Source organism: Streptomyces exfoliatus, assembly GCF_000725545.1.
Classification (GTDB): Bacteria; Actinomycetota; Actinomycetes; order Streptomycetales; family Streptomycetaceae; genus Streptomyces; species Streptomyces exfoliatus.
The window spans coordinates 229,278-252,988 of sequence record NZ_JNZP01000005.1; the positions used below are offsets into that span (position 1 = coordinate 229,278).

Below are 23,711 nucleotides of genomic sequence, written 5' to 3' on the forward strand. Positions count from 1 at the left end.
TCACGTGAAACATCGCCGCACCGAGACGCGGCTCAGCTCTGCTTGGTCCACCACTCCTTGAGCGCGGCCACAGCCTGATCGTGCTCCATCGGGCCGTTCTCGAGCCGGAGCTCCAGCAGGAACTTGTAGGCCTGGCCGATGGCGGGACCGGGACCGATGCCCAGGATCTCCTGGATCTGGTTGCCGTCGAGATCAGGGCGGATCGCGTCGAGCTCCTCCTGCTCCTGAAGCTGGGAGATGCGGTCCTCGAGGCCGTCGTAGGCCCGGGAGAGCGCGCTCGCCTTGCGCTTGTTGCGGGTGGTGCAGTCCGAGCGGGTCAGCTTGTGCAGACGCGAGAGCATCGGGCCGGCGTCACGGACGTACCGGCGCACGGCCGAGTCGGTCCACTCGCCGGTTCCGTACCCGTGGAAACGCAGGTGCAGCTCCACCAGCCGCGAGACGTCCTTGATCATCTCGTTGGAGTACTTGAGCGCGGTCATGCGCTTCTTGGTCATCTTCGCGCCGACCACTTCGTGGTGGTGGAAGGAGACCCGGCCGTCGGTCTCGAAGCGGCGGGTGCGCGGCTTGCCGATGTCATGGAGCAGGGCGGCGAGGCGGAGCACCAGGTCGGGCCCGTCCTCTTCCAGGTCGATCGCCTGGTCGAGCACCGTGAGGGAGTGCTCGTAGACGTCCTTGTGGCGATGGTGCTCATCGCTCTCCAGACGGAGCGCGGGCAGCTCGGGAAGCACATGGTCGGCGAGCCCCGTGTCCACGAGGAGCCCGAGGCCCTTCCGGGGGTGGGCCGAGAGCAGCAGCTTGTTGAGCTCGTCCCGGACCCGCTCGGCGGAGACGATCTCGATCCGGCCGGACATCTGCTTCATCGCCGTGACGACCTCGGGGGCGACCTCGAAGTCCAGCTGGGCGGCGAACCGGGCGGCCCGCATCATGCGCAGGGGGTCGTCGGAGAACGACTCCTCCGGCGTACCCGGTGTGCGCAGCACACGGGCGGCGAGATCCTCGAGACCGCCGTACGGGTCGATGAACTCCTTCTCCGGCAGAGCCACCGCCATCGCGTTGACGGTGAAGTCGCGCCGGACGAGGTCCTGGTCGATCGAGTCGCCGTAGGAGACCTCCGGCTTGCGCGAGGTGCGGTCGTACGCCTCAGAGCGGTACGTGGTGACCTCGATCTCGAAGCGCTGGACAGCGTCTCCGACGTGGGCGTCCTTCTGGCAGCCGACCGTCCCGAAGGCGATGCCGACCTCCCACACCGCATCGGCCCAAGGACGGACGATCTTGAGGACGTCCTCGGGGCGGGCGTCGGTGGTGAAGTCCAGGTCGTTGCCGAGCCTGCCGAGCAGCGCGTCCCGTACCGAGCCGCCCACCAGCGCGAGGCTGAACCCGGCCTCCTGGAAACGGCGGGCGAGGTCGTCGGCGACTGGGGACACACGCAGCAGTTCACTGACCGCGCGGCGTTGCACCTGGCTCAGTGCAGTCGGGGTGTCTTCGTTGGCGTTCGGCACAACAGAAAAGGGTACGTGCCCCGGGCCCCCCGTGACGTCCCCGTTTTCCGCTGGGCCAGGCGTCTGCGGCCCTCTGCCGAGGAGTCGACGGGAGATCGGCTGGAGCAGTCCCCGGCACTTGGTCCCAGCGTGCCTCGTTACCATGCCTGGACACAGCAACCGGGAACCACCTACCCCACTGGCACCAGAGACAACGACGAGGACGGGCGAACGCGTGGCCGAGGCGGCAGAAACCCAGGGAACCGGTCCCTCACCTGCCCGCCGATGGCTGCGGCGCACAATCACCGTCGCCTTCGGGGCGCCGCTTCTCGCCGGGCTGCTCCAGGCCCCGGCCGCCACCTCTCCGGCGGTCGCCGCCGAAGAGGCCACCGGATCGAAGACCGTCGATGTGTCCCTCGACACGTTGGCTCCGAGCGCCCCCGTCGAAGGAGACACCGTCACCGTCACCGGAACGGTGACCAACCGCGGCAAGAAGACGATCACCGACGCGACCGTGGACCTGCGCGTCGGGCCGCGCATGACGAGCCGCAGCGAGATCGAGCAGGTGACGGGGCGTACCGGCTTCCGGAGCGACAGCGACCCCGCGCCCCTCGAAGACGCCCCCACCGTCGAGATCGCACGGCTCGGCGCCGGCCTGAGCGCGGAGTTCTCCCTCTCCGTGCCGGTCTCCGCACTCGAACTCGACGAGGCGGGCGTCTACCAGCTGGGTGTCTCCCTCACCGGCAAGACCTCGGACAAGCTCTACGACCGGGTGCTGGGCATCGAGCGGACCTTCGTGCCGTACCAGCCCGAGCCCACCGAGAAGAAGACCCAGCTCACCTACCTCTGGCCGCTGATCTCCTCTTCCCACGTCTCGGCGGAGACGGGCACGGACGATCAGCAGACGCCGGTGTTCGAGGACGACACCCTGGCGGCCGAGCTGAAGCCGGGCGGCCGGCTCGACCAGCTCGTCTCGCTGGGCAAGGACCTCCCGGTCACCTGGGTGGTGGACCCCGACCTGCTGGCCTCCGTCGACGCCATGGCGAACGGCTACCGCGTCAAGGACGGCACCCTGCACGTCCCCGGCAGGAACCAGGCCGTCGCCGAGCGGTGGCTGAACACGCTGGAGAAGGCGGTGCAGGGCCGCAAGGTCGTCGCCCTCCCCTTCGCGGACCCCGACCTCGCCTCCCTCGCTCACCGCGGCAAGGACGTCCCCGGCTCCCTCGGACACCTCCAGTCGGCGACCGCCCTCGCCGCGGGGACGGTGGAGACCGTCCTCCACGTCCAGCCCTCCACCGACTTCGCCTGGCCCGCCGACGGGGCCGTCGACCGCTCGATCGTGGCGGTGGCGACCTCGGCCGGCGCCGACAAGGTGATCGCCCGCAGCGACAGCGTCCGCGACGACCTCCCCTACACGCCGACGGCCGCCCGCCCCTTCGGCGACGGCAGCACCACGGCCGTGGTGAGCGACGCGCTGCTGTCCACCGCCTTCGAGGGGGACATGGTGCGCGCGGAGAACTCCACGCTCGCGGTCCAGGAGTTCCTCGCCCAGTCCCTCGCGATCACCCTGGAACAGCCGGAGAAGCAGCGCAGCATCGTGATCGCCCCCCAGCGGGTGCCCGGCGTCGCCCAGGCGCAGACCATGGCGACCGCCCTGCACGGCCTCTCCGCCCGGCGCTGGAGCCAGCCCGTCGACCTCCTGGTGGCCGCCGCGGCCAAGCCCGACCCGGACGCGTCCACCGCGGTGCCCGGCAGCTCCCGGTACCCGAAGAAGCTGCGCGACCAGGAACTGCCGGTCCAGGCCTTCCGCGACATGAAGACCACCCGCGACGAGCTCGACGACTTCAAGGTCATCCTGACCGCGCCGGACCGCGTCGTGACCCCGTTCGGCAACGCGATCAACCGCGAGATGTCGACCTCGTGGCGCGGACAGGCCCGAGCGGCCGCGATCTACCGCGGCGACGTCCTGGACTACCTGCAGAACCTCACCGAGGGCGTCCAGCTCGTCGACAAGTCGGACCTCGTACTCTCCGGCCGCAGCGCCACGATCCCCGTGACCGTCCAGAACCAGCTGCTGCAGGACGTGCACCTGGTGCTGCGGCTCACCTCCGGCAACAAGAACCGGCTGCAGCTCAACGGCGACGGGATCGCCGAACTGCCGGTCAAGGTCAACGGCGGGCACAGCCAGTCGGTGAAGTTCGAGGCATCGGCCAACGTCAACGGCCAGGTGCCGATGACGGCCCAGCTCTACACCGAGGACGGCACCCCGTACGGGCAGCCGATGACCTTCAACGTGAAGGTCTCCGAGATCACCGCCACGGTCATGCTGGTGATCGCCGGCGGCGTCCTTCTCCTCGTCCTGGCCGGTGTCCGGATGTACAGCCAGCGCAAGCGGGTGGCCGCGCGGAAGGCCGAGGCAGCGGCTGCGGAAACGGACACGGAGCCGGGCGAGACCGAGGCCACGGCGGGTACGGAGGCGACGGCGCCGCAGCCGGAGGCCGACGGGCACGAACCCGAGCAGCCGAGTGACCCGACACCGGACACCGGGCCCGAAAGCGGCGACCCGTCGGGCACGGGTGAGAAAGTGGACCGTTGAGCGATGTCGTGGCCGGTCGGCCGGGGACGATGAGGTGGGGTAACCATGAACGCGCCGTACGACGGTGACCGCGGCCAGGGCGCGGGCGGCACCGCGCCGTCCGGTGGGACGCCCTCGGCACCCCCCGGCTCCGGCTACCCACCGATGCCACCGCAGCAGGGCACGCCCGGCCCGCAGGGACAGGACCCCTACGCACAGGACGTCCACCCGCAGAACCCGTACGCCCAGGACCCCTACGTCCAGGACGTCTTCACCCATGACCCGTACCGGGCCCAGGACCTCTCCGCGCAGGACCCGGTGGGCGAGGCGCTCTACGACCGCGCCGCGCACCCGCCGCCCCCGCCCGGCACCTACCAGGAGCCGCAGCCGCTCTACCAGCAGCCCGCCGCGCCCCAGCACGCGCCCGACCCCCGGGTGTGGGCGCAGACCCCCGCACCGGAGCCCGACGGCACCTCGCGCCACCTTCCGTACGGCGACGACGCCCGCACGGTCCAGTTCACCGGCGTCGACGACCTGGTGACCCGGGCCGGCGACGAGCAGCCGGAGCCTGACGCCTTCGCGCACCTCTACCGGGACCAGCAGACGCCCGGCCAGGTACCGCCCCCCGCCCCGGAGCCGGACCCCATGCCCGCCCCCGCCCCCAAGAAGTCCGGCCGTGCCTCCGGGCTGCTGAAGTCGAGCGCGCTGATGGCGGCGGGCACCCTGGTCTCCCGCCTCACCGGATTCGTCCGCAGCCTGGTGATCACCGGCGCGCTCGGCGCGGCCCTGCTCGGTGACACCTTCACCATCGCCTACACCCTGCCGACGATGATCTACATCCTCACCGTCGGCGGTGGCCTCAACTCGGTCTTCGTCCCCCAGCTCGTCCGCTCGATGAAGAACGACGAGGACGGCGGAGAGGCCTACGCCAACCGTCTGCTCACCCTGGTCATGGTGGCGCTCGGCGCGATCGTGGTCCTCGCCGTCTTCGCGGCACCGGTGCTCATCCGGCTGATGTCGAACACGATCGCCGACGACGCCGCGGCCAACAGCGTGGCCGTGACCTTCGCTCGCTACTGCCTGCCCACGATCTTCTTCATGGGCGTGCACGTGGTGATGGGTCAGATCCTCAACGCACGCGGCAAGTTCGGCGCGATGATGTGGACGCCGGTCCTCAACAACATCGTCATGATCGTCACCTTCGGTCTCTTCATCTGGGTCTACGGCACCTCCGCCGAGTCCCGCATGGGCGTGCAGACCATCCCTGACGACGGCATCCGCCTGCTCGGCATCGGGACCCTGCTCGGACTCGTCGTGCAGGCCCTGGCGATGATCCCGTACCTCCGCGAGACGGGCTTCCGCTTCCGCCCCCGCTTCGACTGGAAGGGCCACGGGCTGGGCAAGACGGTCAAGCTCGCCAAGTGGACCGTCCTCTTCGTCCTCGCCAACCAGGCCGGCGTCCTGGTGGTCACCCAGCTCGCCACGGCCGCCGGTGAGGAGTCCGGGAAGGACGGCGCCGGCTTCCTGGCCTACTCGAACGCCCAGCTGATCTGGGGCATGCCGCAGGCCATCATCACGGTCTCCGTCATGGCCGCGCTGCTGCCGCGGATCTCCCGCGCCGCCCACGACGGCGACCCCGGCGCCGTCCGCGACGACATCTCGCAGGGTCTGCGCAACTCGGCCGTGGCCATCGTCCCGGTCTCCTTCGCCTTCCTGGCGCTCGGCGTCCCGATGTCCACCCTGCTGTACGCCTCCAGCGGCCTGGAGGCCGCCCGGGGCATGGGCTTCATCCTGATGGCCTTCGGCCTCGGACTGATCCCCTACTCCGTCCAGTACGTCGTGCTCCGCGGCTTCTACGCCTACGAGGACACCCGGACGCCCTTCTACAACACGGTCATCGTCGCTGCCGTCAACGCGGCGGCGTCGGCCATCTGTTACGTCGTCCTCCCCGCCCAGTGGGCCGTCGTCGGCATGGCCGCCTCGTACGGGCTCGCCTACGCCGTCGGTGTCGGCATCGCGTGGCGCCGCCTCCGCAACCGCCTCGGCGGCGACCTGGACGGCACCCACGTGATGCGGACCTACGCGCGCCTCTGCATGGCCTCCGTACCCGCCGCGATCGTCTCCGGCGCCGTCGGCTTCGGTCTGCTGAAGCTCCTGGGCGAAGGCGCGTTGGGCTCACTCGTCGCCCTCCTCGTCGGTGGCGCGGTACTCCTCGGGGTCTTCTTCCTCGCGGCCAAGCGCATGCGGATCGCGGAACTGAACACCCTGGTCGGCATGGTCCGCGGACGCCTGGGACGCTGAACCTACGGGCCCCGCACAACCATCGGGGGGAACCGCGTGTCGTGCATAGCGTCCGACTGTGGGCACAATTGGCTTGGCTGTTGGATGTGGCGCAACGGATGGGGAGGCAGGAACGACGGTGGCGGAACGTAGCACGGCTGCCGTCGACGTGGCCGACAACAGCGGTGACGACCCGCTGACCGCCAAGGCGGGCACGGCCGCGACCGACGGGGTGGCGGAAGAGCGGAAGACGGCGGACACGTCCGCCGAGGGCACGGACAAGAAGGCGGTCGAACGACAGAGCGGCGAACAGCCCTCCCTCACGGCACCGGAGCTGCACAGCGGCCACAAGCTGGCCAGACGCTACCGGCTGGAGGAGTGCGTCACCCGTCTGGACGGCTTCAGCAGCTGGCGTGCCGTCGACGAGAAACTGCGGCGTGCCGTCGGGGTCCACCTCCTGCCCGCCGACCACCCACGCGCCCGCTCGGTCCTCGCCGCGGCGCGCTCCTCGGCCCTCCTCGGCGATCCTCGCTTCGTCCAGGTCCTCGACGCCGTCGAGGAGAACGACCTCGTGTACGTCGTGCACGAATGGCTGCCCGACTCCACCGAACTGACCGCGCTGCTCGCGGCCGGCCCGCTGGAGCCCCACGACGCCTACCAGCTCGTCAGCCAGGTCTCCCAGGCCATGGCCGCCGCCCACCGCGAAGGCCTCGCCCACCTCCGGCTCACCCCGAGCGCCGTCCTGCGCAGCTCCACCGGCCAGTACCGGATCCGCGGCCTGGCCGTGAACGCGGCCCTGCGCGGCATCACCGCCGAGCGTCCGCAGCGCAGCGACACCGAGGCCATCGGCGCGCTCCTGTACGCCGCGCTCACCCAGCGCTGGCCGTACGACAGCGACGCCTACGGGCTCTCCGGCCTCCCCAAGGGCGTCGGGCTGCTCCCGCCCGACCAGGTCCGTGCCGGAGTCCACCGGGGCCTCTCCGAGATCGCCATGCGCGCCCTCGCCAACGACGGGGCCACCGCCTCGCGCCAGGAGCCGCCCTGCACCACTCCGGACGAGCTGGCCAAGGCCGTCGCCGCGATGCCCCGGGTGAAGCCGCCGGAGCCCGAGTTCGCCGCGCCGCCCGAGTACCAGCGCACGACATACCAACAGGGCACGTACGGCCGCCCCCAGCTCCGCCCCCAGGCCACCCAGCCGGTGGTCGTCCCGCCGCCTCCGTTGCAGAGCCGTACCGGCAGGGCCCTGAAGTGGGCCGTCTCGGCCCTGTTGATCGCCGCGCTGGGCCTGGGCAGCTGGCAGATCGCGGACCGTCTCCTCGGCCAGGAAAACACGACCGAGACCCCGACCCCGTCTCCGACGATCGACGACGAGAAGCCCGAGCCGCCCAAGCCGCTCAAGGTCCGGTCGGCCGAGGAATACGCACCTGACGGCCTGCCGCAGAACCGCCAGGGAGTGGGCGACACCTACGACAGCGACAGCTCGACGTACTGGCGTACCAAGACCTTCGTCGACGGACCCATCCTTGCCCCGTACAAGCAGGGCGTCGGCATCGTCTACGACCTCGGGAGCGAGCAGCACGTCTCGTCGGCCTCCATAGCGCTCCGCTACGGCGGACCGAACACCAAGGTCACGCTGTACGCGGCGGACTCGCTCTCGCCCTCCGGCACCCCCGACTCCATGAAGAAGATCGCCACGGTCGAGACCTCGGACACGACGGCGAAGCCGACGGCCAAGACACCGGTCAAGACCCGCTATGTCCTCCTCTGGATGACCTCGGTGCCGTACTCCGGCGGTGACCAGTACTTCGGGGCCGGCTACAAGCAGGCCATCACCGACGTGTCGTTCCAGGGGACCACCCCCTAGCCACCGACCACGCCCCACCGATGAGCGCCGAGCCCAGCTCGGCGCTCATTTACTTCCAGGCACGGACCGGATTGAATGCCTGCACGGCTGCCGAGCGAGGAGGGGAACCGTGGCACCTGCGGCTGACGATTCCCGGACGGCGACGGACCACGACCTTCTGGCACGTCACGTCGCCGGGGATCCCCACGCCTTCGGTGAGTTGGTGCGGCGGCATCGGGATCGGCTCTGGGCGGTGGCCCTGCGGACCCTGGGGGACCGCGAGGAGGCCGCTGATGCCGTTCAGGACGCCCTCGTCTCGGCCTTCCGGGCCGCCCATACCTTCCGGGGCCAGTCGGCCGTCACCACCTGGCTGCACCGCATCACCGTGAACGCCTGTCTCGACCGGGCACGCAAGACCGCCTCCCGCAGGACCTCGCCCGTCAACGACACCGACCGGTTCGAGCAGTTCCTCGAACCCCATGAGTCGGCCGAGGCGCCCGTGGAACGGCAGGACGTCCACCGGGAGGTCCTTGCCGCACTCGCCGCGATCCCCGCAGACCAGCGCGCCGCCCTTGTCCTGGTGGACATGCAGGGTTACCCCGTCGCGGAGGCCGCCCGTATCCTCGGCGTTCCCACCGGCACGGTGAAGAGCCGCTGCGCGCGCGGGCGGGCACGCCTGCTGCCGATGGTCACTCATCTGCGCGTCGATACGGTGGGTAACGAGGCCCCCGATGGGGGAAGGAACCGGACGCCGGGGACATCCGTCCCACCGGTGCCGGGGCCGACGGATACCGGACCGACTGATCCAGCTGCTGTGAAGGGCGGAGGTGGGCGCGCGTGACTTCCACGACCGGCAAGGCCGACACAACACAGCACCCGGACGTCTCGGAGATCTCCGATCTGACCGAGGGGCTGCTCGCACCGAGCCGCTCCGCCGCTGTACGTCGCCACCTGGACTCCTGTCCGCTCTGCGCCGACGTACGGACCTCCCTGGAGGAGATCCGCGGTCTCCTGGGCACCCTGCCCGGGCCGCCCCGCATGCCTGCCGAGATCGCCGGTCGGATCGACGCCGCCCTCGCCGCCGAAGCCCTCCTCGACTCCACCACGCCGGAGAACGAGGCCCCCGTTTCACGTGAAACATCGCGCGCGCCGTCCGAGACCGTTCCCTCCCCGGCTCGTCCCCCCGTCGCCGAGCGCCCTGCGGGCCGCCCCGGCGCCGCTACCGGCCCCGGCCGGGCCGGAAGGCCCCGCCGCCGCAGGATCGCTCTGCTCTCCACCTTCGGTGCCGCTTTCGGTGCCGTGGTCCTGGGAACGAGCCTCTACCTCAGCCAGACGGGCCCTCTGCAGGCTGGAGACTCGGCGGGGGACACGATGAAGGCCGACGCCGCCAAGACGGCTGTGAGCCCCTTCTCCGGTTCTCCGGTCGAGGACAGGGTCCAGGCACTCCTGACCGACGAGAGCACCCTCACGACGCCCCGAGGGGTCGGACCCGAGTCGATGTCCGCCGAGGCGTCCACCACGCCTCCCCAGCGAAACAGGGACACCGCCGTCCCCGCCTGTGTGCTGGCCGGCACAGGCCGCACCGACGCGACGCTGGGACAGGAGCGGGGCGAATACGAGGGGACCTCCGCCTATCTGGTCGTCCTGGCGGACCCCGCCGACAGCACCCGGGTTCAGGCTTATGTGCTCGACGCCTCCTGCGCGGACCGGACCACGGGGGGCGCAACCCCGGCCGCCGAGCTCCTCTTCAGCCAGACCTACCCCCGCTCCTGACCTCGCTCCCCGCCCGGCCACCGTGGCGCGCGGCGGTCTCGGGAATGTACGCCCCTTAGGATCCGTTGGGTGGGGTGAGAGCGACCGAGACAACCGCCCCCGTAGGCAGTGGCAGTCTGCAGAGACGAGGAAGACACCCGTGAGCGACGTCCGTAATGTGATCATCATTGGCTCCGGGCCCGCGGGTTACACCGCTGCGCTCTACACGGCCCGGGCGTCGCTGAACCCCCTGGTCTTCGAGGGAGCCGTCACCGCCGGTGGCGCCCTGATGAACACGACCGAGGTCGAGAACTTCCCCGGCTTCCGTGACGGCATCATGGGCCCGGACCTGATGGACAACATGCGGGCCCAGGCCGAGCGTTTCGGCGCCGAGCTGGTCCCCGACGACGTCATCGCCGTGGACCTGACCGGTGACATCAAGACCGTCACCGACACCGCCGGCACCGTGCACCGCGCCAAGGCCGTCATCGTCACCACCGGCTCCCAGCACCGCAAGCTCGGCCTGCCGAACGAGGACGTGCTCTCCGGCCGCGGTGTCTCCTGGTGCGCCACCTGCGACGGATTCTTCTTCAAGGACCAGGACATCGCCGTCGTGGGCGGCGGCGACACCGCGATCGAGGAGGCCACCTTCCTCTCGCGCTTCGCCAAGTCCGTCACGATCGTCCACCGCCGCGACAGCCTGCGTGCCTCGAAGGCCATGCAGGAGCGCGCCTTCGCCGACCCGAAGATCTCCTTCGCCTGGGACAGCGAGGTCACCGAGATCCACGGTGAGCAGAAGCTCAGCGGTCTGACCCTGCGGGACACGAAGACCGGTGAGACCCGTCAGCTCGCGGTCACCGGCCTCTTCATCGCGGTGGGCCACGACCCCCGCACCGAGCTCTTCAAGGGCCAGCTGGACCTCGACGAGGAGGGCTACCTCAAGGTGGCCGCCCCGTCGACCCGCACGAACCTCACGGGTGTCTTCGGCGCCGGCGATGTCGTCGACCACACCTACCGTCAGGCCATCACGGCTGCCGGCACCGGCTGCTCCGCGGCGCTGGACGCCGAGCGCTTCCTGGCCGCCCTCGCCGACAGCGAGAAGCTGGCCGAGACCCCCGCGGTCTGACCCCGTCCCACTCCCCACCCCACACCCCGCGAGATCAAGGAGGCCGCTGTGGCCCTGAAGACTGTGACTGACGCTTCCTTCGAAGAGGATGTCCTCAAGAGCGACAAGCCCGTCCTGGTGGACTTCTGGGCCGAGTGGTGCGGTCCGTGCCGCCAGATCGCCCCGTCGCTCGAGGCCATCGCCGCCGAGCACGGCGAGATCGAGATCGTGAAGCTCAACATCGACCAGAACCCGGCCACGGCTGCCAAGTACGGCGTCATGTCCATCCCGACGCTGAACGTCTACAAGGGCGGCGAGGTCGTGAAGACCATCGTCGGTGCCAAGCCGAAGGCCGCCATCCTGCGCGACCTCGCGGACTTCGTCGAGCCGAGCAAGGCCTGATGCTTCTCCGCTGTTTCACGTGAAACAGCAGCGTTGTTTCACGTGAAACAGCGAACGGCCCGCCCCCCATAGGGGCGGGCCGTTCTCGCGTCCTGGCATCAAAGGGGCCGCAGGGCGGGCTCCTTCTGTACCGCGCCGAGAAGTCGGTCCAGGGCCATCTCGACGTCCTCCTTCCAGGAAAGCGTCGTCCGGAGCTCCAGCCTCAGGCGGGGGAAAGCCGGATGCGGCCGCACGGTCTTGAATCCGACCGCCAACAGATGGTCCGCCGGCAGCATGCAGGCGGGCTCCTTCCACCGGGCGTCCCCGAACGCCTCGATGGCCTTGAATCCCCTTCGCAGCAGATCCTTGGCCGCGGTCTGCACCATCACCCGGCCCAGCCCCTGTCCCTGGTAGTCGGGCATGATCCAGGCCGTCATCAACTGCGCGGCATCGGCGGCCACAGGGCTCGTCGGAAAGGCGGTCGAGCGCGGCACATAGGCCGGGGGAGCGTAGAGGACGTAGCCGACCGGTACGTCGTCGACATAGACCACCCGACCGCAGGATCCCCACTCCAGAAGGACGCCGGAGATCCAGGCTTCCTTCTCCAGCTCCGGGCGGCCCGCCTTCACGGCGGCCTCTCCGCTGACCGGGTCGAGCTCCCAGAAGACGCAGGAGCGACACCGCTTGGGCAGGTCCGGAAGGTTGTCCAGCGTGAGCGGTACGAGCCGACGCCCCACGTCCGCTCCTCACTTCTCTCGCCATCGAGCACGACTGTGCCTTGTGAACGGATAGGCCTCTTCGATCGTATCGATCGGGCGATCGGGAGGACACCGCTCACAGGCAAAGGGCGGGCCGCGTTCCGGTGAAGTCCGGAGCGTGGCCCGCCCTGGGCGGCCTCAGGGGACGGAGGATCAGCCCTCCGCGCCCTTCTCGGCGTTCTTCTGGTCCATGACCCGTCCCTCACCGGGAGCCAGGGTAGAGAGGATCCGCTCCAGGTCCTCCAGCGAGGCGAACTCGACGACGATCTTTCCCTTCTTCTGCCCCAGGTCGACCTTCACTCGGGTCTCGAAGCGGTCCGAGAGCCGGGAGGCGAGGTCCGTGAGCGCGGGCGAGACGCGGCCACCCGCTCGCGGGCCCTTCGGCTTGACCGTACCGGCGGACTCCTCGGAGCCCATGACACTGACGATCTCCTCGACAGTGCGCACCGAGAGGCCTTCGGAGACGATCCGGTAGGCCAGCTTGTCCTGGGACTCCGGGTCTTCCACACCGAGCAGAGCCCTGGCGTGGCCGGCGGACAGCACTCCGGCGGCGACCCTCCGCTGCACCGGCGGCGAGAGCCGCAGGAGACGCAACGTGTTGGAGATCTGCGGGCGGGAACGCCCGATCCGCTCCGCGAGCTGGTCGTGGGTGCAGCCGAAGTCCTTGAGCAGCTGCTCGTAGGCGTGGGCCTCTTCGATCGCGTTCAGCTGGGCACGGTGGAGGTTCTCCAGGAGCGCGTCCAGGAGCATCTTCTCGTCGTCGGTGTCCCGGACGATCGCCGGAATCCGTTCCAGACCCGCCGCCTTGGACGCTCGCAGACGACGCTCACCCATGACGAGCTCGTAGCTCTCGTCATCGACCTTGCGCACGACCACGGGCTGCAGCAGGCCGACCTCCGTGATGGAGACGACCAGCTCCGCCAGGGCGTCCTCGTCGAAGATCTCACGCGGCTGATGCCGGTTCGGGACGATGGACTCGATCGGCAGCTCGGTGAAGTAGGCGCCAGCCGGCGGCTCCGGCCGGATCTCGACCTCGGATGCGTTCCACGACACCGTGGACTCCGGGGACTGCGCGCTCTGCGGAAGCGTCGCCAGCTTGGCGGCGGCCACACCTCGGTCCGCCGGCAGGGCCGGGACCGCGCCGGGGGAGGCCAGGCCGGCCCCTGCGCCGACCGTCGACGCCTGACGCTCCTGGGGAGCAGCGGGGATCAGCGCACCGAGCCCACGCCCCAGTCCCCTACGTCGCTCACTCACTGGATCCCCTCCGACATGCTGCGCTGGTTGTTCTGGTGCCCCACCGGGGCGTGCCCGACGGGGGCGTGCCCTCCATGGGCGTTCTGCGGGTCGTAGTGCACGGCCGCCCCCCGCAGGGCGATCTCCCGGGCCGCTTCGAGATACGACAGGGCGCCGCTGGAGCCCGGGTCGTAGGTGAGGACCGTCTGTCCATAGCTCGGTGCCTCCGAGATCCGGACGGACCTCGGGATGCTGGTCCGCAGCACCTCTTCGGCGAAGTGGGTCCGCACCTCGTCCGCGACCTGGGAGGCGAGCCTCGTCCGGCCGTCGTACATGGTGAGCAGAATCGTCGAGACATGGAGTGCGGGGTTCAGGTGCCCCCGGACCAGGTCGACGTTCCTCAGGAGCTGACCGAGTCCCTCCAGCGCGTAGTACTCGCACTGGATCGGGATCAGCACCTCGGCGCCGGCCACCATGGCGTTGACCGTGAGGAGGCCGAGCGAGGGCGGGCAGTCGATCAGGATGTAGTCCAGCGGCTGCTCATAGGCCTGGATGGCCCGCTGCAGACGGCTCTCACGGGCCACCAGCGACACCAGCTCGATCTCCGCACCGGCGAGGTCGATGGTCGCGGGGGCGCAGAAGAGACCTTCGACGTCCATGACGGGCTGGACCACATCGGAGAGCGGCCTGCTGTCCACCAGCACGTCGTAGATCGAGGGGACCTCGGCGTGGTGGTCGATACCGAGCGCCGTGGAGGCGTTGCCCTGCGGGTCGAGGTCGATGACCAGGACGCGGGCCCCGTGCAGGGCCAGGGACGCGGCAAGGTTGACCGTCGTGGTCGTCTTGCCCACGCCGCCCTTCTGGTTGGCGACCACCATCACGCGAGTCTGAGCCGGGCGGGGAAGTCCCTCACCGGCACGACCCAGGGCTTCTACTGCCAGTTGGGCAGCACGACCAATGGGGGTGTCGTCCATCGGGGGCGGTGTTTCACGTGAAACATCCTCCCCCGCCGATTCGGTTCGGGGACCGGGGACCGGATCGGTCATCGGTCCCGCGATGTTGGCGTTGGACCGCAAGGATTCACTCTCCTCGGCTTCAGGCTCGCGATGGGGAGAGCCTGCCATGCTTTCGGGGTCGTGAACCAGCGAGGCCGGTGGTTCTGTGGGTGAATCCACCTCTGTGGACATCTCCGTAACCCTCGCGGGTGGCTTCACGCGGGGTCGACGGTCCCGGGGCGTGGCAGCCGCGCGACCGCGGCCGATGATCCCCTGCAGCAGTGAGCGACGTTTCACGTGAAACACCATGCCCCTGCTGCCTGGCCAGGACCGTTCGACACTCCGAAATGGTACGTATGGGACGCTCAGCGGCGTCGGCGGGTCTTGCTCGTCCGGGCCGCCTTGGCCCGCTTGGCCGCGAACCGCACGCCACCCGGGCTCTCGCCGACCTCCACCCGGACGACCGTGGTCAGCGGATCGACGATCCCCTCACCCACGTGCAGCACCGAGGTCTCCACCACACCGAGCCGGGAGAGCGCGGCGCGAGCACCGTTGATCTCCTCCTCCGCGGTGTCGCCCTTGAGCGCCAGCATCTCGCCGTACGGGCGGAGCAGGGGCACGCCCCAGCCGGCCAGCCGATCAAGGGGAGCCACCGCGCGAGCGGTCACCACGTGCACCGGGGTGATCTTGCCTAGCATCTCCTCCGCGCGTCCCCGGACCACGGTCACGTGGTCGAGGCCCAGCAGCTCGACGACCTCCTGGAGGAAGTTCGTCCGGCGAAGGAGCGGTTCCAGGAGCGTGATCTTCAGATCGCGCCGGACCAGAGCCAGCGGGATACCGGGAAGGCCGGCTCCCGAGCCCACGTCGCAGACGGTGACGCCCTCGGGGACAGCCTCCGAGAGGACAGCGCAGTTCAGCAGGTGGCGCTCCCACAGTCGCGGGACCTCGCGCGGGCCGATCAGGCCCCGCTTCACACCCGCGTCCGCGAGAAGCTCCGCATACCGCACGGCCTCCGGGAAGTACTCACCGAAGACTGTCCGTGCCTGCTCCGGAGCCTCGGGGAGCTCCGCTGCCTCCGTCACGGGAACCGTCCTTCCGTACCGCACGCATCGCGTGCGAGCGCACTGTGGTGGCTGACTATCGGGCTGACAAAGATCGGCCCCGCCTGCGAACAGACGGGGCCGACACTACGTGAGGGTTCAGGCCGGGAGTACAACGACGAAGCGCTGCGGCTCCTCGCCCTCGGACTCGCTGCGCAGACCGGCGGCGGCGATCGCGTCGTGCACGACCTTGCGCTCGAACGGCGTCATCGGGTCCAGCTTCACCGGCTGACCGGTGGACTTCACCTCGACCGCGGCCTTGGCGCCCAGCTCGGCGAGCTCGGTGCGCTTCTTGGCACGGAAGCCGGCGATGTCGAGCATCAGACGGCTGCGGTCACCGGTCTCCCGGTGCACGGCCAGGCGAGTCAGCTCCTGGAGCGCCTCCAGGACCTCACCGTCGCGGCCCACGAGCTTCTGCAGCTCACGGCTGTTGGCGTCGCTGATGATCGAGACCGCGGCCCGGTCCGCCTCGACGTCCATGTCGATGTCGCCGTCGAGGTCGGCGATGTCGAGCAGACCCTCGAGGTAGTCGGCCGCGATCTCACCCTCCTGCTCCAGGCGGGTCAGGGTGTCGCCACCCTCGGCGGCGGCGGAGGCGGCGGCGGAGGTGGTGCCTTCCGTCACGGATGGACTCCTTCTTGCTTCGGCGAGGCCGGGAGGCCTGGAGGCTTACTTCTTGGAGGACGGGTGCTTGGGCCGCTGCTGGCCCTTGCGCTGACCGGACTTGCCCTGGCGGGAGCCGCCGGAGTTGGCACGGCTCGGACGCGCCGGCTTGTCGCCCGCCTCGTCCTTCGCCTCGTCCTTCGCGGCGGTCTTGGCCGGGCCCTGGGGCTTCTTCTCGAGCGAGGTGGTCGCCGTTTCGGCGGCCGGCTCGGAGTCTTCCTCGGTGTCCTTCACCGCGGCCTGCTGGGCAGCGGCGGCCTGGCGCTGGGCCTTGGTCTGGCGCTTGGGCTGCTGGCGCCTGGCGGCGGCACCGCCCTCTGCCTCGGCCTCGATGGTGTCGCTCTTGATCACGGTGCCGTCGGGCTGGGCGGCGAAGCCGGCCTTGGTCAGACCCGAGAAGAAGCGGCGCTCGTTCTCGTTGCGGTCGCTGCTGCTCTTGGCGACGATCACCTTCACGATGGCCTTGCGGCGCCGGCCGCGGACCTCTCCGTGGGTGGTGATGCTCTTCAGCAGACGCTGGAGGTAGGAGTCCTGCGCCTTGCTGCCCGGGGTCGGGTTCTGGTTGATCACGTACATCTGCTGGCCCATGGTCCACACGTTGGTGGTCAGCCAGTAGACGAGGACGCCGACGGGGAAGTTGATGCCCATGACGGCGAAGATCACCGGGAAGATGTACATGAGCATCTTCTGCTGCTGCATGTACGGGGTCTTCACCGAGAGGTCGACGTTCTTCATCATCAGCTGGCGCTGGGTGAAGAACTGCGAGGCCGACATCATGATGATCATGATCGCGGTGACGATGCGGACCGACGTGATCGAGGCGTCGAGAGCGGCGACGTCGGCGGCGGTGTCCGTGAACTTCGAGGCGAGCGGAGCACCGAAGATGTGGGCCTGACGGGCGCTGGCGAGCAGCGGGCCGTCGATGACACCGACTTCCTTGCCCGAGGCGATCGACGACAGCACGTGGTACAGGGCGAAGAAGAACGGCGACTGCGCCAGGATGGGAAGGCACGAGGAGAGCGGGTTGGTGCCCGTCTCCTTGTACAGCTTCATCATCTCTTCGGACTGACGCTGCTTGTCGCTCTTGTAGCGCTCCTGGATCGCCTTCATCTTCGGCTGGAGCGCCTGCATGTTCCGCGTCGACTTGATCTGCTTGACGAACAGCGGGATCAGACAGATACGGATCAGCACCACCAGGCACACGATCGACAGGCCCCAGGCCCAGCCCGTGTCAGGCCCGAAGATCGCCCCGAACAGCTTGTGGAACTGGACGATCACCCATGAGACAGGTGTGGTGATGAAGCTGAAAAAACTGGCAATCGTGTCCACTAATCAGGCTCCTTGAGCATTGGGCGAAGTCTCTGCGGCCGGGCTCGTCTCGGCGGTGGACCCGCCCTTGTCGCCGCGCAGCGCGTTCCTCAGCATTTCGTGCCAGCGGGGGCGCTTACGCGGGGGGACGTGGTCCACACCGCCAGGCGACCACGGGTTGCACCGCAGGATGCGCCAGGCGGTCAGGGCCGTGCCCTTGATCGCGCCATGCCGGTCGATGGCCGTGAATCCGTAGTGGGAACACGACGGGTAGTACCGGCAGACGGGGCCCAGGAGCGGGCTGATCGTCCACTGGTACAGCTTGATGAGAGCCAGCAGCGGGTACTTCATCGCGTGCCCCCTCCCAGCAGCCGCTGAAGAGCGGCGTCCAGGTCTCGGGCCAGCTGTGCGTGGTCGGCGTCGCCGGCTCCGGGCAACGCCCGTACGACCACCAGGCTACCGGGGGGCAGCTCGGAGAGCCGGTCGCGGACGAGATGGCGCAGACGTCGCTTCACCTGGTTGCGTACGACCGCACCGCCCACGGCCTTGCTCACGACGAAACCCGCACGCGTCGGGGGAGCGCTCTCCCCAGGCGCGTGCGGGTCCGTTGCACCGCTGCGTAGGTGGACGACGAGGAGCGGGCGACCGGCCCGGCGACCTCGGCGTACCGCGGTTGCGAAGTCCTCGCGCCGCCTCAGCCGATTCTCGGTAGGCAGCACGTCATGACCTGATTAAGTGGATCAGGCGGACAGGCTCGAGCGACCCTTGCCACGGCGGTTCGCCAGGATGGCGCGACCGGCACGCGTGCGCATGCGCAGGCGGAAGCCGTGGGTCTTCGCGCGACGACGGTTGTTCGGCTGGAAGGTGCGCTTGCTCACTCGGGGGCTCCAGAAATGATTCGGGTGGTGGCGGGACATCGCCTGGCTGTCACCGTGCGCCCACGAGTAGCTCGCATTCGCCCGAGTGCACCGCTTCGCGACCACAGATCGTGATCTTTGCCCATCGGAGGCAGGCGGCAGCAGCCATCGACAACTCGACCTGGTTACGGTACGCGCGGCTACGCCATCCGGTCAAACCGACCTGTCGCCAGCCTCCATTGTGCACAGGCTGTGGACAAAACTTGAACCACGTCAGCCGCCACGACTACCGTGGACGGACTCCACATCTTTTCCGTTCTGTCCTCACCTGTCCTCACGGACCTGTCCTCACGGACACCGACCCACCGTCCCCCGAGAACCACACCATCGTGGGACCTGCGAGAAAGCGTGCCCCGTGGCTGACGTACCTGCCGATCTTGCCGCAGTGTGGCCACGGGTCATCGAGCAACTCCTCGCCGAGGGCCAGCAGGGGATCGAGCCGAAGGACAAGCAGTGGATCGAGCGCTGCCAGCCCCTCGCCCTGGTCGCCGACACGGCGCTGCTCGCCGTGCCCAACGAGTGGGGCAAGCGCGTCCTCGAAGGCCGGCTCGCACCGTTGATCAGCGAGACCCTGAGCCGTGAGTGCGGTCGCCCGATCCGGATCGCGATCACCGTCGACGACTCCGTCGGCGAGCCGACGCCTCCCGCACCGCCGCAGCAGCAGTCGCAGCAGTCCCGCTACGACGAGCGCGCGCAGCCCGAGCCGTACGAGAAGTACGACGGGTACGGCCACCGGCCGATGCCCGACGACGGGCTGCCCACGGCCCGCCCGGCCTACCCGGACTACTCGCAGCAGCAGCGCCCCGACCCGGGCTCCTGGCCGCGTACCCAGGAGGACCTGTCCTGGCAGCAGCCCCGCATGGGCGGCTACCAGGAGCGGGCTCCGTACACCGGTCCCGAGCAGCCCCGGCAGTCGCGGTACGACGAGCCGCCCCGCGGGTACGAGCAGCAGCGCCCCGAGCGCGGCGAGCACTCCGACCCTCAGGGCCACGGCGCCCGCCCCGGTCCCCGGCCGGGCGGTCCCGGGCAGCGGCCGGGGGGTGTCCCGGGCGGCGGTCACGGTTCCCCTTCCTCCGGGCAGGGCTCCGGCGCCCCGGGTGAGCAGCACGCGCGGCTGAACCCCAAGTACCTCTTCGACACCTTCGTCATCGGTTCCTCGAACCGCTTCGCGCACGCGGCGGCGGTCGCGGTGGCCGAGGCGCCGGCGAAGGCGTACAACCCGCTCTTCATCTATGGGGAGTCGGGCCTCGGCAAGACCCACCTGCTGCACGCGATCGGGCACTACGCGCGGAGCCTCTACCCGGGCACCCGCGTGCGGTACGTGAGTTCCGAGGAGTTCACGAACGAGTTCATCAACTCGATCCGCGACGGCAAGGGCGACGCCTTCCGCAAGCGCTACCGCGATGTGGACATCCTGCTCGTCGACGACATCCAGTTCCTCGCGAGCAAGGAGTCGACGCAGGAGGAGTTCTTCCACACCTTCAACACCCTGCACAACGCGAACAAGCAGATCGTGCTCTCCTCGGACCGGCCGCCCAAGCAGCTGGTGACCCTGGAGGACCGGCTCCGCAACCGCTTCGAGTGGGGTCTCACCACCGATGTGCAGCCGCCCGAGCTGGAGACGCGCATCGCGATCCTCCGCAAGAAGGCGGTGCAGGAGCAGCTCAACGCCCCGCCGGAGGTGCTGGAGTTCATCGCGTCCCGGATCTCGCGGAACATCCGTGAGCTGGAGGGTGCGCTGATCCGGGTGACGGCCTTCGCGAGCCTCAACCGGCAGCCGGTGGACCTGGGTCTGACCGAGATCGTCCTCAAGGACCTGATCCCGGGGGGCGAGGACTCGTCGCCGGAGATCACGGCGCCGGCGATCATGGCGGCGACGGCCGACTACTTCGGTCTGACGGTGGAGGACCTCTGCGGTTCCTCGCGCAGCCGGGTCCTGGTGACGGCACGGCAGATCGCCATGTACCTGTGCCGCGAGCTCACGGACCTGTCGCTGCCGAAGATCGGCGCGCAGTTCGGCGGCCGTGACCATACGACGGTGATGCACGCGGACCGGAAGATCCGCGCGCTGATGGCGGAGCGGCGCTCCATCTACAACCAGGTCACCGAGCTGACCAACCGCATCAAGAACGGCTGACGGACCGCGTCAGCGGCCCCGCCGAAGGGCGCTCCGGGACACCTCCCGGGGCGCCCTTCGGCGTACCCGGGCCGTGGTGGGGTTGCCCGTCCCGGGCTGCGGAGAGGGGCCCGTCCCGGCCTGCGGTGAGGAGCTCGTCCCGGACCTTCGGGGAGGGCTGCTCGACGGCTGTTCGGGGGTTCCCGGGAGCTTGCTCGGCGGTTGCCCGGGGCCGCCTCGGCGCCTGTACGCCGATCGGGCTGTTCGATTACTCCGTTTCGGTGGCGGGTTCTCCACAGATTGGGGGATGATCTCCCGTCCACAGGGTGGGGACTGTCGAGTTATCCGGAACGTGTCCACAGGCCGGCGGGCTGACAGATCATCACCCCAGGTCAGGCCCTTGTGGAATTGTTGGTAAAAGATCTCCACAGGCTGTGGATGAACTTTTCGTCCACAGGGGGGCCCGGCGGTTGTCCACCGGCAACCCACAGGGGAGGGCAGGTTGCCCACAGCTTCTCCACACCGCTGTCCACTGTTCGGCAACGAAACACCCCCGCTCACCGGGGCGAGTGAAAGCGGTCACACCAAGGGAGACGTTTGGGCTGTGGGGAACCTGGGGAAAGCTGGGGACAGCGCTGGGGAGAACTCCCCATGGCCTGTGTACCGGGTGTGCAGAACTTTCGGGTGTCCACAGAGAACCCCAGTTGTCCACCGGCTCTACCCACAGGCTCGGTGGACAAAAAACAGGGCCTGACCTGCGAATACGACGTTATCCACCGTTTCCACAGGCCCTACTACTACTCCCACTTAGAGTTAGCTAGGAATCCGCTTCGAAGTGGGGCCTGTGCACAACTCGGCGCCGGAACTCCGACGCGCCCTCGTCGCGACTTGACCCCGAGCCGCACCGAGTGTCGGCGGCGTACGTCAGACTGGTTCCCGCAGTCGACGAAGAGCCAGCAACAGCAGGAGGCGGTTCCGGTGAAGATCCGGGTGGAGCGCGATGTACTCGCGGAGGCGGTGGCCTGGGTGGCCCGCAGCCTTCCGGCCCGTCCGCCGGCGCCCGTTCTCGCGGGCCTTCTGCTGAAGGCCGAGGACGGCGCGCTGAGCTTCTCGAGCTTCGACTACGAGGTCTCGGCCCGCGTCTCCGTCGAGGCGGAGGTCGAGGAGGACGGCACCGTCCTGGTCTCCGGCCGACTGCTCGCCGACATCTGCCGTGCCCTCCCCAACCGGCCGGTGGAGATTTCCACAGACGGTGTACGGGCGACCGTGGTCTGCGGCTCCTCCCGCTTCACCCTCCACACCCTGCCTGTGGAGGAGTACCCGGCGCTGCCGGAGATGCCCACCGCGACCGGCACCGTCCCCGGTGAGGTCTTCGCCTCCGCCGCGGCCCAGGTGGCCATCGCCGCCGGCCGTGACGACACGCTGCCCGTCCTCACCGGTGTGCGCATCGAGATCGAGGGCGACACGGTCACCCTGGCCTCCACCGACCGCTACCGCTTCGCGGTCCGCGAGTTCCTGTGGAAGCCGGAGTCCCCGGACGCCTCCGCGGTCGCCCTGGTGCCCGCGAAGACCCTCCTGGACACCGCCAAGGCGCTCACGAGCGGCGACACGGTCACGCTGGCGCTCTCGGGCTCCGGCAAGGGCGAGGGCCTGATCGGCTTCGAGGGCGCGGGCCGCCGCACCACCACCCGGCTGCTCGAGGGCGATCTGCCGAAGTACCGGACGCTCTTCCCCACCGAGTTCAACTCGGTCGCGGTGATCGAGACCGCCCCCTTCGTCGAGGCCGTGAAGCGCGTGGCCCTGGTGGCCGAGCGCAACACCCCGGTCCGGCTGAGCTTCGAACAGGGCGTGCTGATCCTGGAGGCCGGCTCCAGCGACGACGCACAGGCTGTGGAGCGCGTGGACGCGCAGCTCGAGGGCGACGACATCTCGATCGCCTTCAACCCGACCTTCCTGCTCGACGGTCTGAGCGCGATCGACTCCCCGGTCGCCCAGCTCTCCTTCACGACCTCCACCAAGCCGGCGCTGCTCAGTGGCAAGCCGGCCGTGGACGCCGAGGCGGACGAGGCCTACAAGTACCTGATCATGCCGGTGCGGCTCTCCGGCTGAGGCCCTGGCCGTTCATCCCGGGGGTCCGGGGATCGGCCCCCGGGAAGCCGCGGTATGCCGGTGCGGCTCTCCGGCTGAGGCCCGGAAGAGGCCCCACGGGGAGGCTCGGCAGGGGGATCGCCTGAGCGGCTGACCCCACAGGTGTGCACCGGGGTCCGGGCGTAGGCTCGGACCCGGGTAAACCGCACACGACGCTTAAGGAATCTCTGATGGAGCTCGGTCTCGTCGGTCTCGGCAAGATGGGCGGCAACATGCGTGAGCGCATCCGCCGCGCAGGCCACACCGTCATCGGATACGACCGCAATCCGGACCTCGCCGATGTCCACAGCCTCGAAGAGCTTGTGGGCAAGCTCAAGGGTCCGCGCGTCGTGTGGGTGATGGTCCCGGCCGGCGCCGCGACCCAGTCCACCGTCGACGAGCTGGCCGACCTGCTCTCCCCCGGCGACATCGTCGTGGACGGCGGGAACTCGCGCTGGACGGACGACGAGAAGCACGCCGAGGAGCTGGCGGCCAAGGGCATCGGCTTCGTCGACTGCGGCGTCTCCGGCGGTGTCTGGGGCCTGGAGAACGGCTACGCCCTGATGTACGGGGGCTCCGCCGAGGACGTGGCGAAGGTCCAGCCGATCTTCGACGCGCTCAAGCCCGAGGGCGAGTTCGGCTCGGTCCACGCGGGCAAGGTCGGCGCGGGCCACTTCGCGAAGATGGTCCACAACGGCATCGAGTACGCGATGATGCAGGCCTACGCCGAGGGCTGGGAGCTCCTGGAGAAGGTCGACTCCGTCACCGACGTGCGCGAGGTCTTCCGCTCCTGGCAGGAGGGCACGGTCATCCGTTCCTGGCTGCTGGACCTCGCGGTCAACGCGCTGGACGAGGACGAGCACCTGGACCAGCTGCGCGGCTTCGCACAGGACTCCGGCGAGGGCCGGTGGACCGTCGAGGCCGCCATCGACAACGCCGTACCGCTGCCGGCGATCACCGCCTCGCTGTTCGCGCGGTTCGCCTCGCGTCAGGACGACTCCCCGCAGATGAAGATGATCGCCGCGCTGCGCAACCAGTTCGGCGGCCACGCGGTCGAGTCCAAGAAGTAATCCACAGGCT

At 69.4% G+C, this 23,711-nt stretch carries 20 protein-coding genes; 10 read left to right on the plus strand and 10 right to left on the minus strand.

Translation table 11 applies throughout. The features are described from left to right. Positions 1 to 32: 32 nt before the first annotated feature. Positions 33 to 1,499 carry a CCA tRNA nucleotidyltransferase gene (locus IO20_RS0108475; RefSeq protein ID WP_030549753.1) on the minus strand — a complete coding sequence of 489 codons (1,467 nt, stop codon included), beginning with the start codon at positions 1,497 to 1,499 and terminating at the stop codon, positions 33 to 35. Positions 1,500 to 1,713: 214 nt separating this feature from the next. On the opposite strand from IO20_RS0108475, the gene IO20_RS0108480 reads away from it, so the two are divergent. From IO20_RS0108480 to trxA, 7 genes are all read left to right on the plus strand, one after another. Then, a complete protein-coding gene (locus tag IO20_RS0108480; RefSeq protein WP_030549754.1) occupies positions 1,714 to 4,074 on the plus strand; it encodes a DUF6049 family protein in 2,361 nt (786 codons plus the stop codon). 45 nt (positions 4,075 to 4,119) lie between these two features. Further along, entirely contained in the window at positions 4,120 to 6,354 is a 2,235-nt protein-coding gene (gene murJ, locus IO20_RS0108485) for a murein biosynthesis integral membrane protein MurJ (protein WP_030549755.1), read from the plus strand. A 118-nt stretch (positions 6,355 to 6,472) separates the two neighbouring features. Further along, positions 6,473 to 8,197 carry a protein kinase family protein gene (locus IO20_RS0108490; RefSeq protein ID WP_030549756.1) on the plus strand — a complete coding sequence of 575 codons (1,725 nt, stop codon included), beginning with the start codon at positions 6,473 to 6,475 and terminating at the stop codon, positions 8,195 to 8,197. Between the two features lie 109 nt (positions 8,198 to 8,306). Beyond that, entirely contained in the window at positions 8,307 to 9,017 is a 711-nt protein-coding gene (gene sigM / locus IO20_RS0108495) for an RNA polymerase sigma factor SigM (RefSeq protein WP_030549757.1), read from the plus strand. Further along, positions 9,014 to 9,949 (plus strand): anti-sigma factor, encoded by a 936-nt coding sequence (locus tag IO20_RS0108500; protein WP_030549758.1) that lies wholly within the window; start codon positions 9,014 to 9,016, stop codon positions 9,947 to 9,949. The genes sigM and IO20_RS0108500 overlap by 4 nt, the downstream gene beginning before the upstream one ends. 139 nt (positions 9,950 to 10,088) lie before the next feature. Continuing rightward, on the plus strand, positions 10,089 to 11,054 hold the full coding sequence (gene trxB / locus IO20_RS0108505; protein ID WP_030205000.1) for a thioredoxin-disulfide reductase: 966 nt from the start codon (positions 10,089 to 10,091) through the stop codon (positions 11,052 to 11,054). Between the two features lie 48 nt (positions 11,055 to 11,102). Then, positions 11,103 to 11,435 (plus strand): thioredoxin, encoded by a 333-nt coding sequence (trxA, locus tag IO20_RS0108510; protein WP_030205003.1) that lies wholly within the window; start codon positions 11,103 to 11,105, stop codon positions 11,433 to 11,435. Between the two features lie 98 nt (positions 11,436 to 11,533). On the opposite strand, the gene IO20_RS0108515 is transcribed toward trxA, so the two are convergent. From IO20_RS0108515 to rpmH, 9 genes are all read right to left on the minus strand, one after another. Beyond that, the gene (locus IO20_RS0108515; protein ID WP_030549759.1) at positions 11,534 to 12,151 is read right to left on the minus strand and encodes a GNAT family N-acetyltransferase; all 618 of its coding nucleotides are present in this window, start codon (positions 12,149 to 12,151) and stop codon (positions 11,534 to 11,536) included. A gap of 174 nt (positions 12,152 to 12,325) precedes the next feature. Continuing rightward, positions 12,326 to 13,426 carry a ParB/RepB/Spo0J family partition protein gene (locus tag IO20_RS0108520; RefSeq protein ID WP_078945979.1) on the minus strand — a complete coding sequence of 367 codons (1,101 nt, stop codon included), beginning with the start codon at positions 13,424 to 13,426 and terminating at the stop codon, positions 12,326 to 12,328. Continuing rightward, positions 13,423 to 14,529: a ParA family protein gene (locus IO20_RS0108525; protein WP_078945980.1), complete on the minus strand. Its 1,107-nt coding sequence runs from the start codon at positions 14,527 to 14,529 to the stop codon at positions 13,423 to 13,425. Before IO20_RS0108525 ends, IO20_RS0108520 begins: the two co-directional genes overlap by 4 nt. Before the next feature lie 236 nt (positions 14,530 to 14,765). Continuing rightward, positions 14,766 to 15,482, minus strand: coding sequence for a 16S rRNA (guanine(527)-N(7))-methyltransferase RsmG (rsmG, locus tag IO20_RS0108530; RefSeq protein WP_030205013.1), 717 nt, complete (start codon positions 15,480 to 15,482; stop codon positions 14,766 to 14,768). Positions 15,483 to 15,599: 117 nt separating this feature from the next. Next, positions 15,600 to 16,124 (minus strand): Jag family protein, encoded by a 525-nt coding sequence (locus tag IO20_RS0108535; protein ID WP_030549762.1) that lies wholly within the window; start codon positions 16,122 to 16,124, stop codon positions 15,600 to 15,602. A 45-nt stretch (positions 16,125 to 16,169) separates the two neighbouring features. Then, positions 16,170 to 17,492 (minus strand): membrane protein insertase YidC, encoded by a 1,323-nt coding sequence (gene yidC / locus IO20_RS0108540; RefSeq protein WP_030549763.1) that lies wholly within the window; start codon positions 17,490 to 17,492, stop codon positions 16,170 to 16,172. 3 nt (positions 17,493 to 17,495) lie between these two features. After that, complete coding sequence (gene yidD / locus IO20_RS0108545) at positions 17,496 to 17,822, minus strand: membrane protein insertion efficiency factor YidD (protein WP_015034858.1); 327 nt, start codon at positions 17,820 to 17,822, stop codon at positions 17,496 to 17,498. Continuing rightward, on the minus strand, positions 17,819 to 18,190 hold the full coding sequence (gene rnpA, locus IO20_RS38350) for a ribonuclease P protein component (RefSeq protein ID WP_078945981.1): 372 nt from the start codon (positions 18,188 to 18,190) through the stop codon (positions 17,819 to 17,821). The genes yidD and rnpA overlap by 4 nt, the downstream gene beginning before the upstream one ends. A 21-nt stretch (positions 18,191 to 18,211) precedes the next feature. Then, positions 18,212 to 18,349: a 50S ribosomal protein L34 gene (gene rpmH, locus IO20_RS0108555; protein ID WP_003967884.1), complete on the minus strand. Its 138-nt coding sequence runs from the start codon at positions 18,347 to 18,349 to the stop codon at positions 18,212 to 18,214. Positions 18,350 to 18,743: 394 nt separating this feature from the next. Here rpmH and dnaA point away from each other — a divergent pair, with 394 nt between their 5' ends. From dnaA to gnd, 3 genes are all read left to right on the plus strand, one after another. After that, positions 18,744 to 20,525, plus strand: a complete 1,782-nt coding sequence (gene dnaA, locus IO20_RS0108560; protein ID WP_030549765.1) for a chromosomal replication initiator protein DnaA — start codon at positions 18,744 to 18,746, stop codon at positions 20,523 to 20,525. 957 nt (positions 20,526 to 21,482) lie between these two features. Further along, positions 21,483 to 22,613 carry a DNA polymerase III subunit beta gene (gene dnaN / locus IO20_RS0108565; protein ID WP_030205035.1) on the plus strand — a complete coding sequence of 377 codons (1,131 nt, stop codon included), beginning with the start codon at positions 21,483 to 21,485 and terminating at the stop codon, positions 22,611 to 22,613. Positions 22,614 to 22,822: 209 nt separating this feature from the next. Next, positions 22,823 to 23,701 carry a phosphogluconate dehydrogenase (NAD(+)-dependent, decarboxylating) gene (gnd, locus tag IO20_RS0108570; protein WP_031127006.1) on the plus strand — a complete coding sequence of 293 codons (879 nt, stop codon included), beginning with the start codon at positions 22,823 to 22,825 and terminating at the stop codon, positions 23,699 to 23,701. Positions 23,702 to 23,711: the final 10 nt, after the last annotated feature.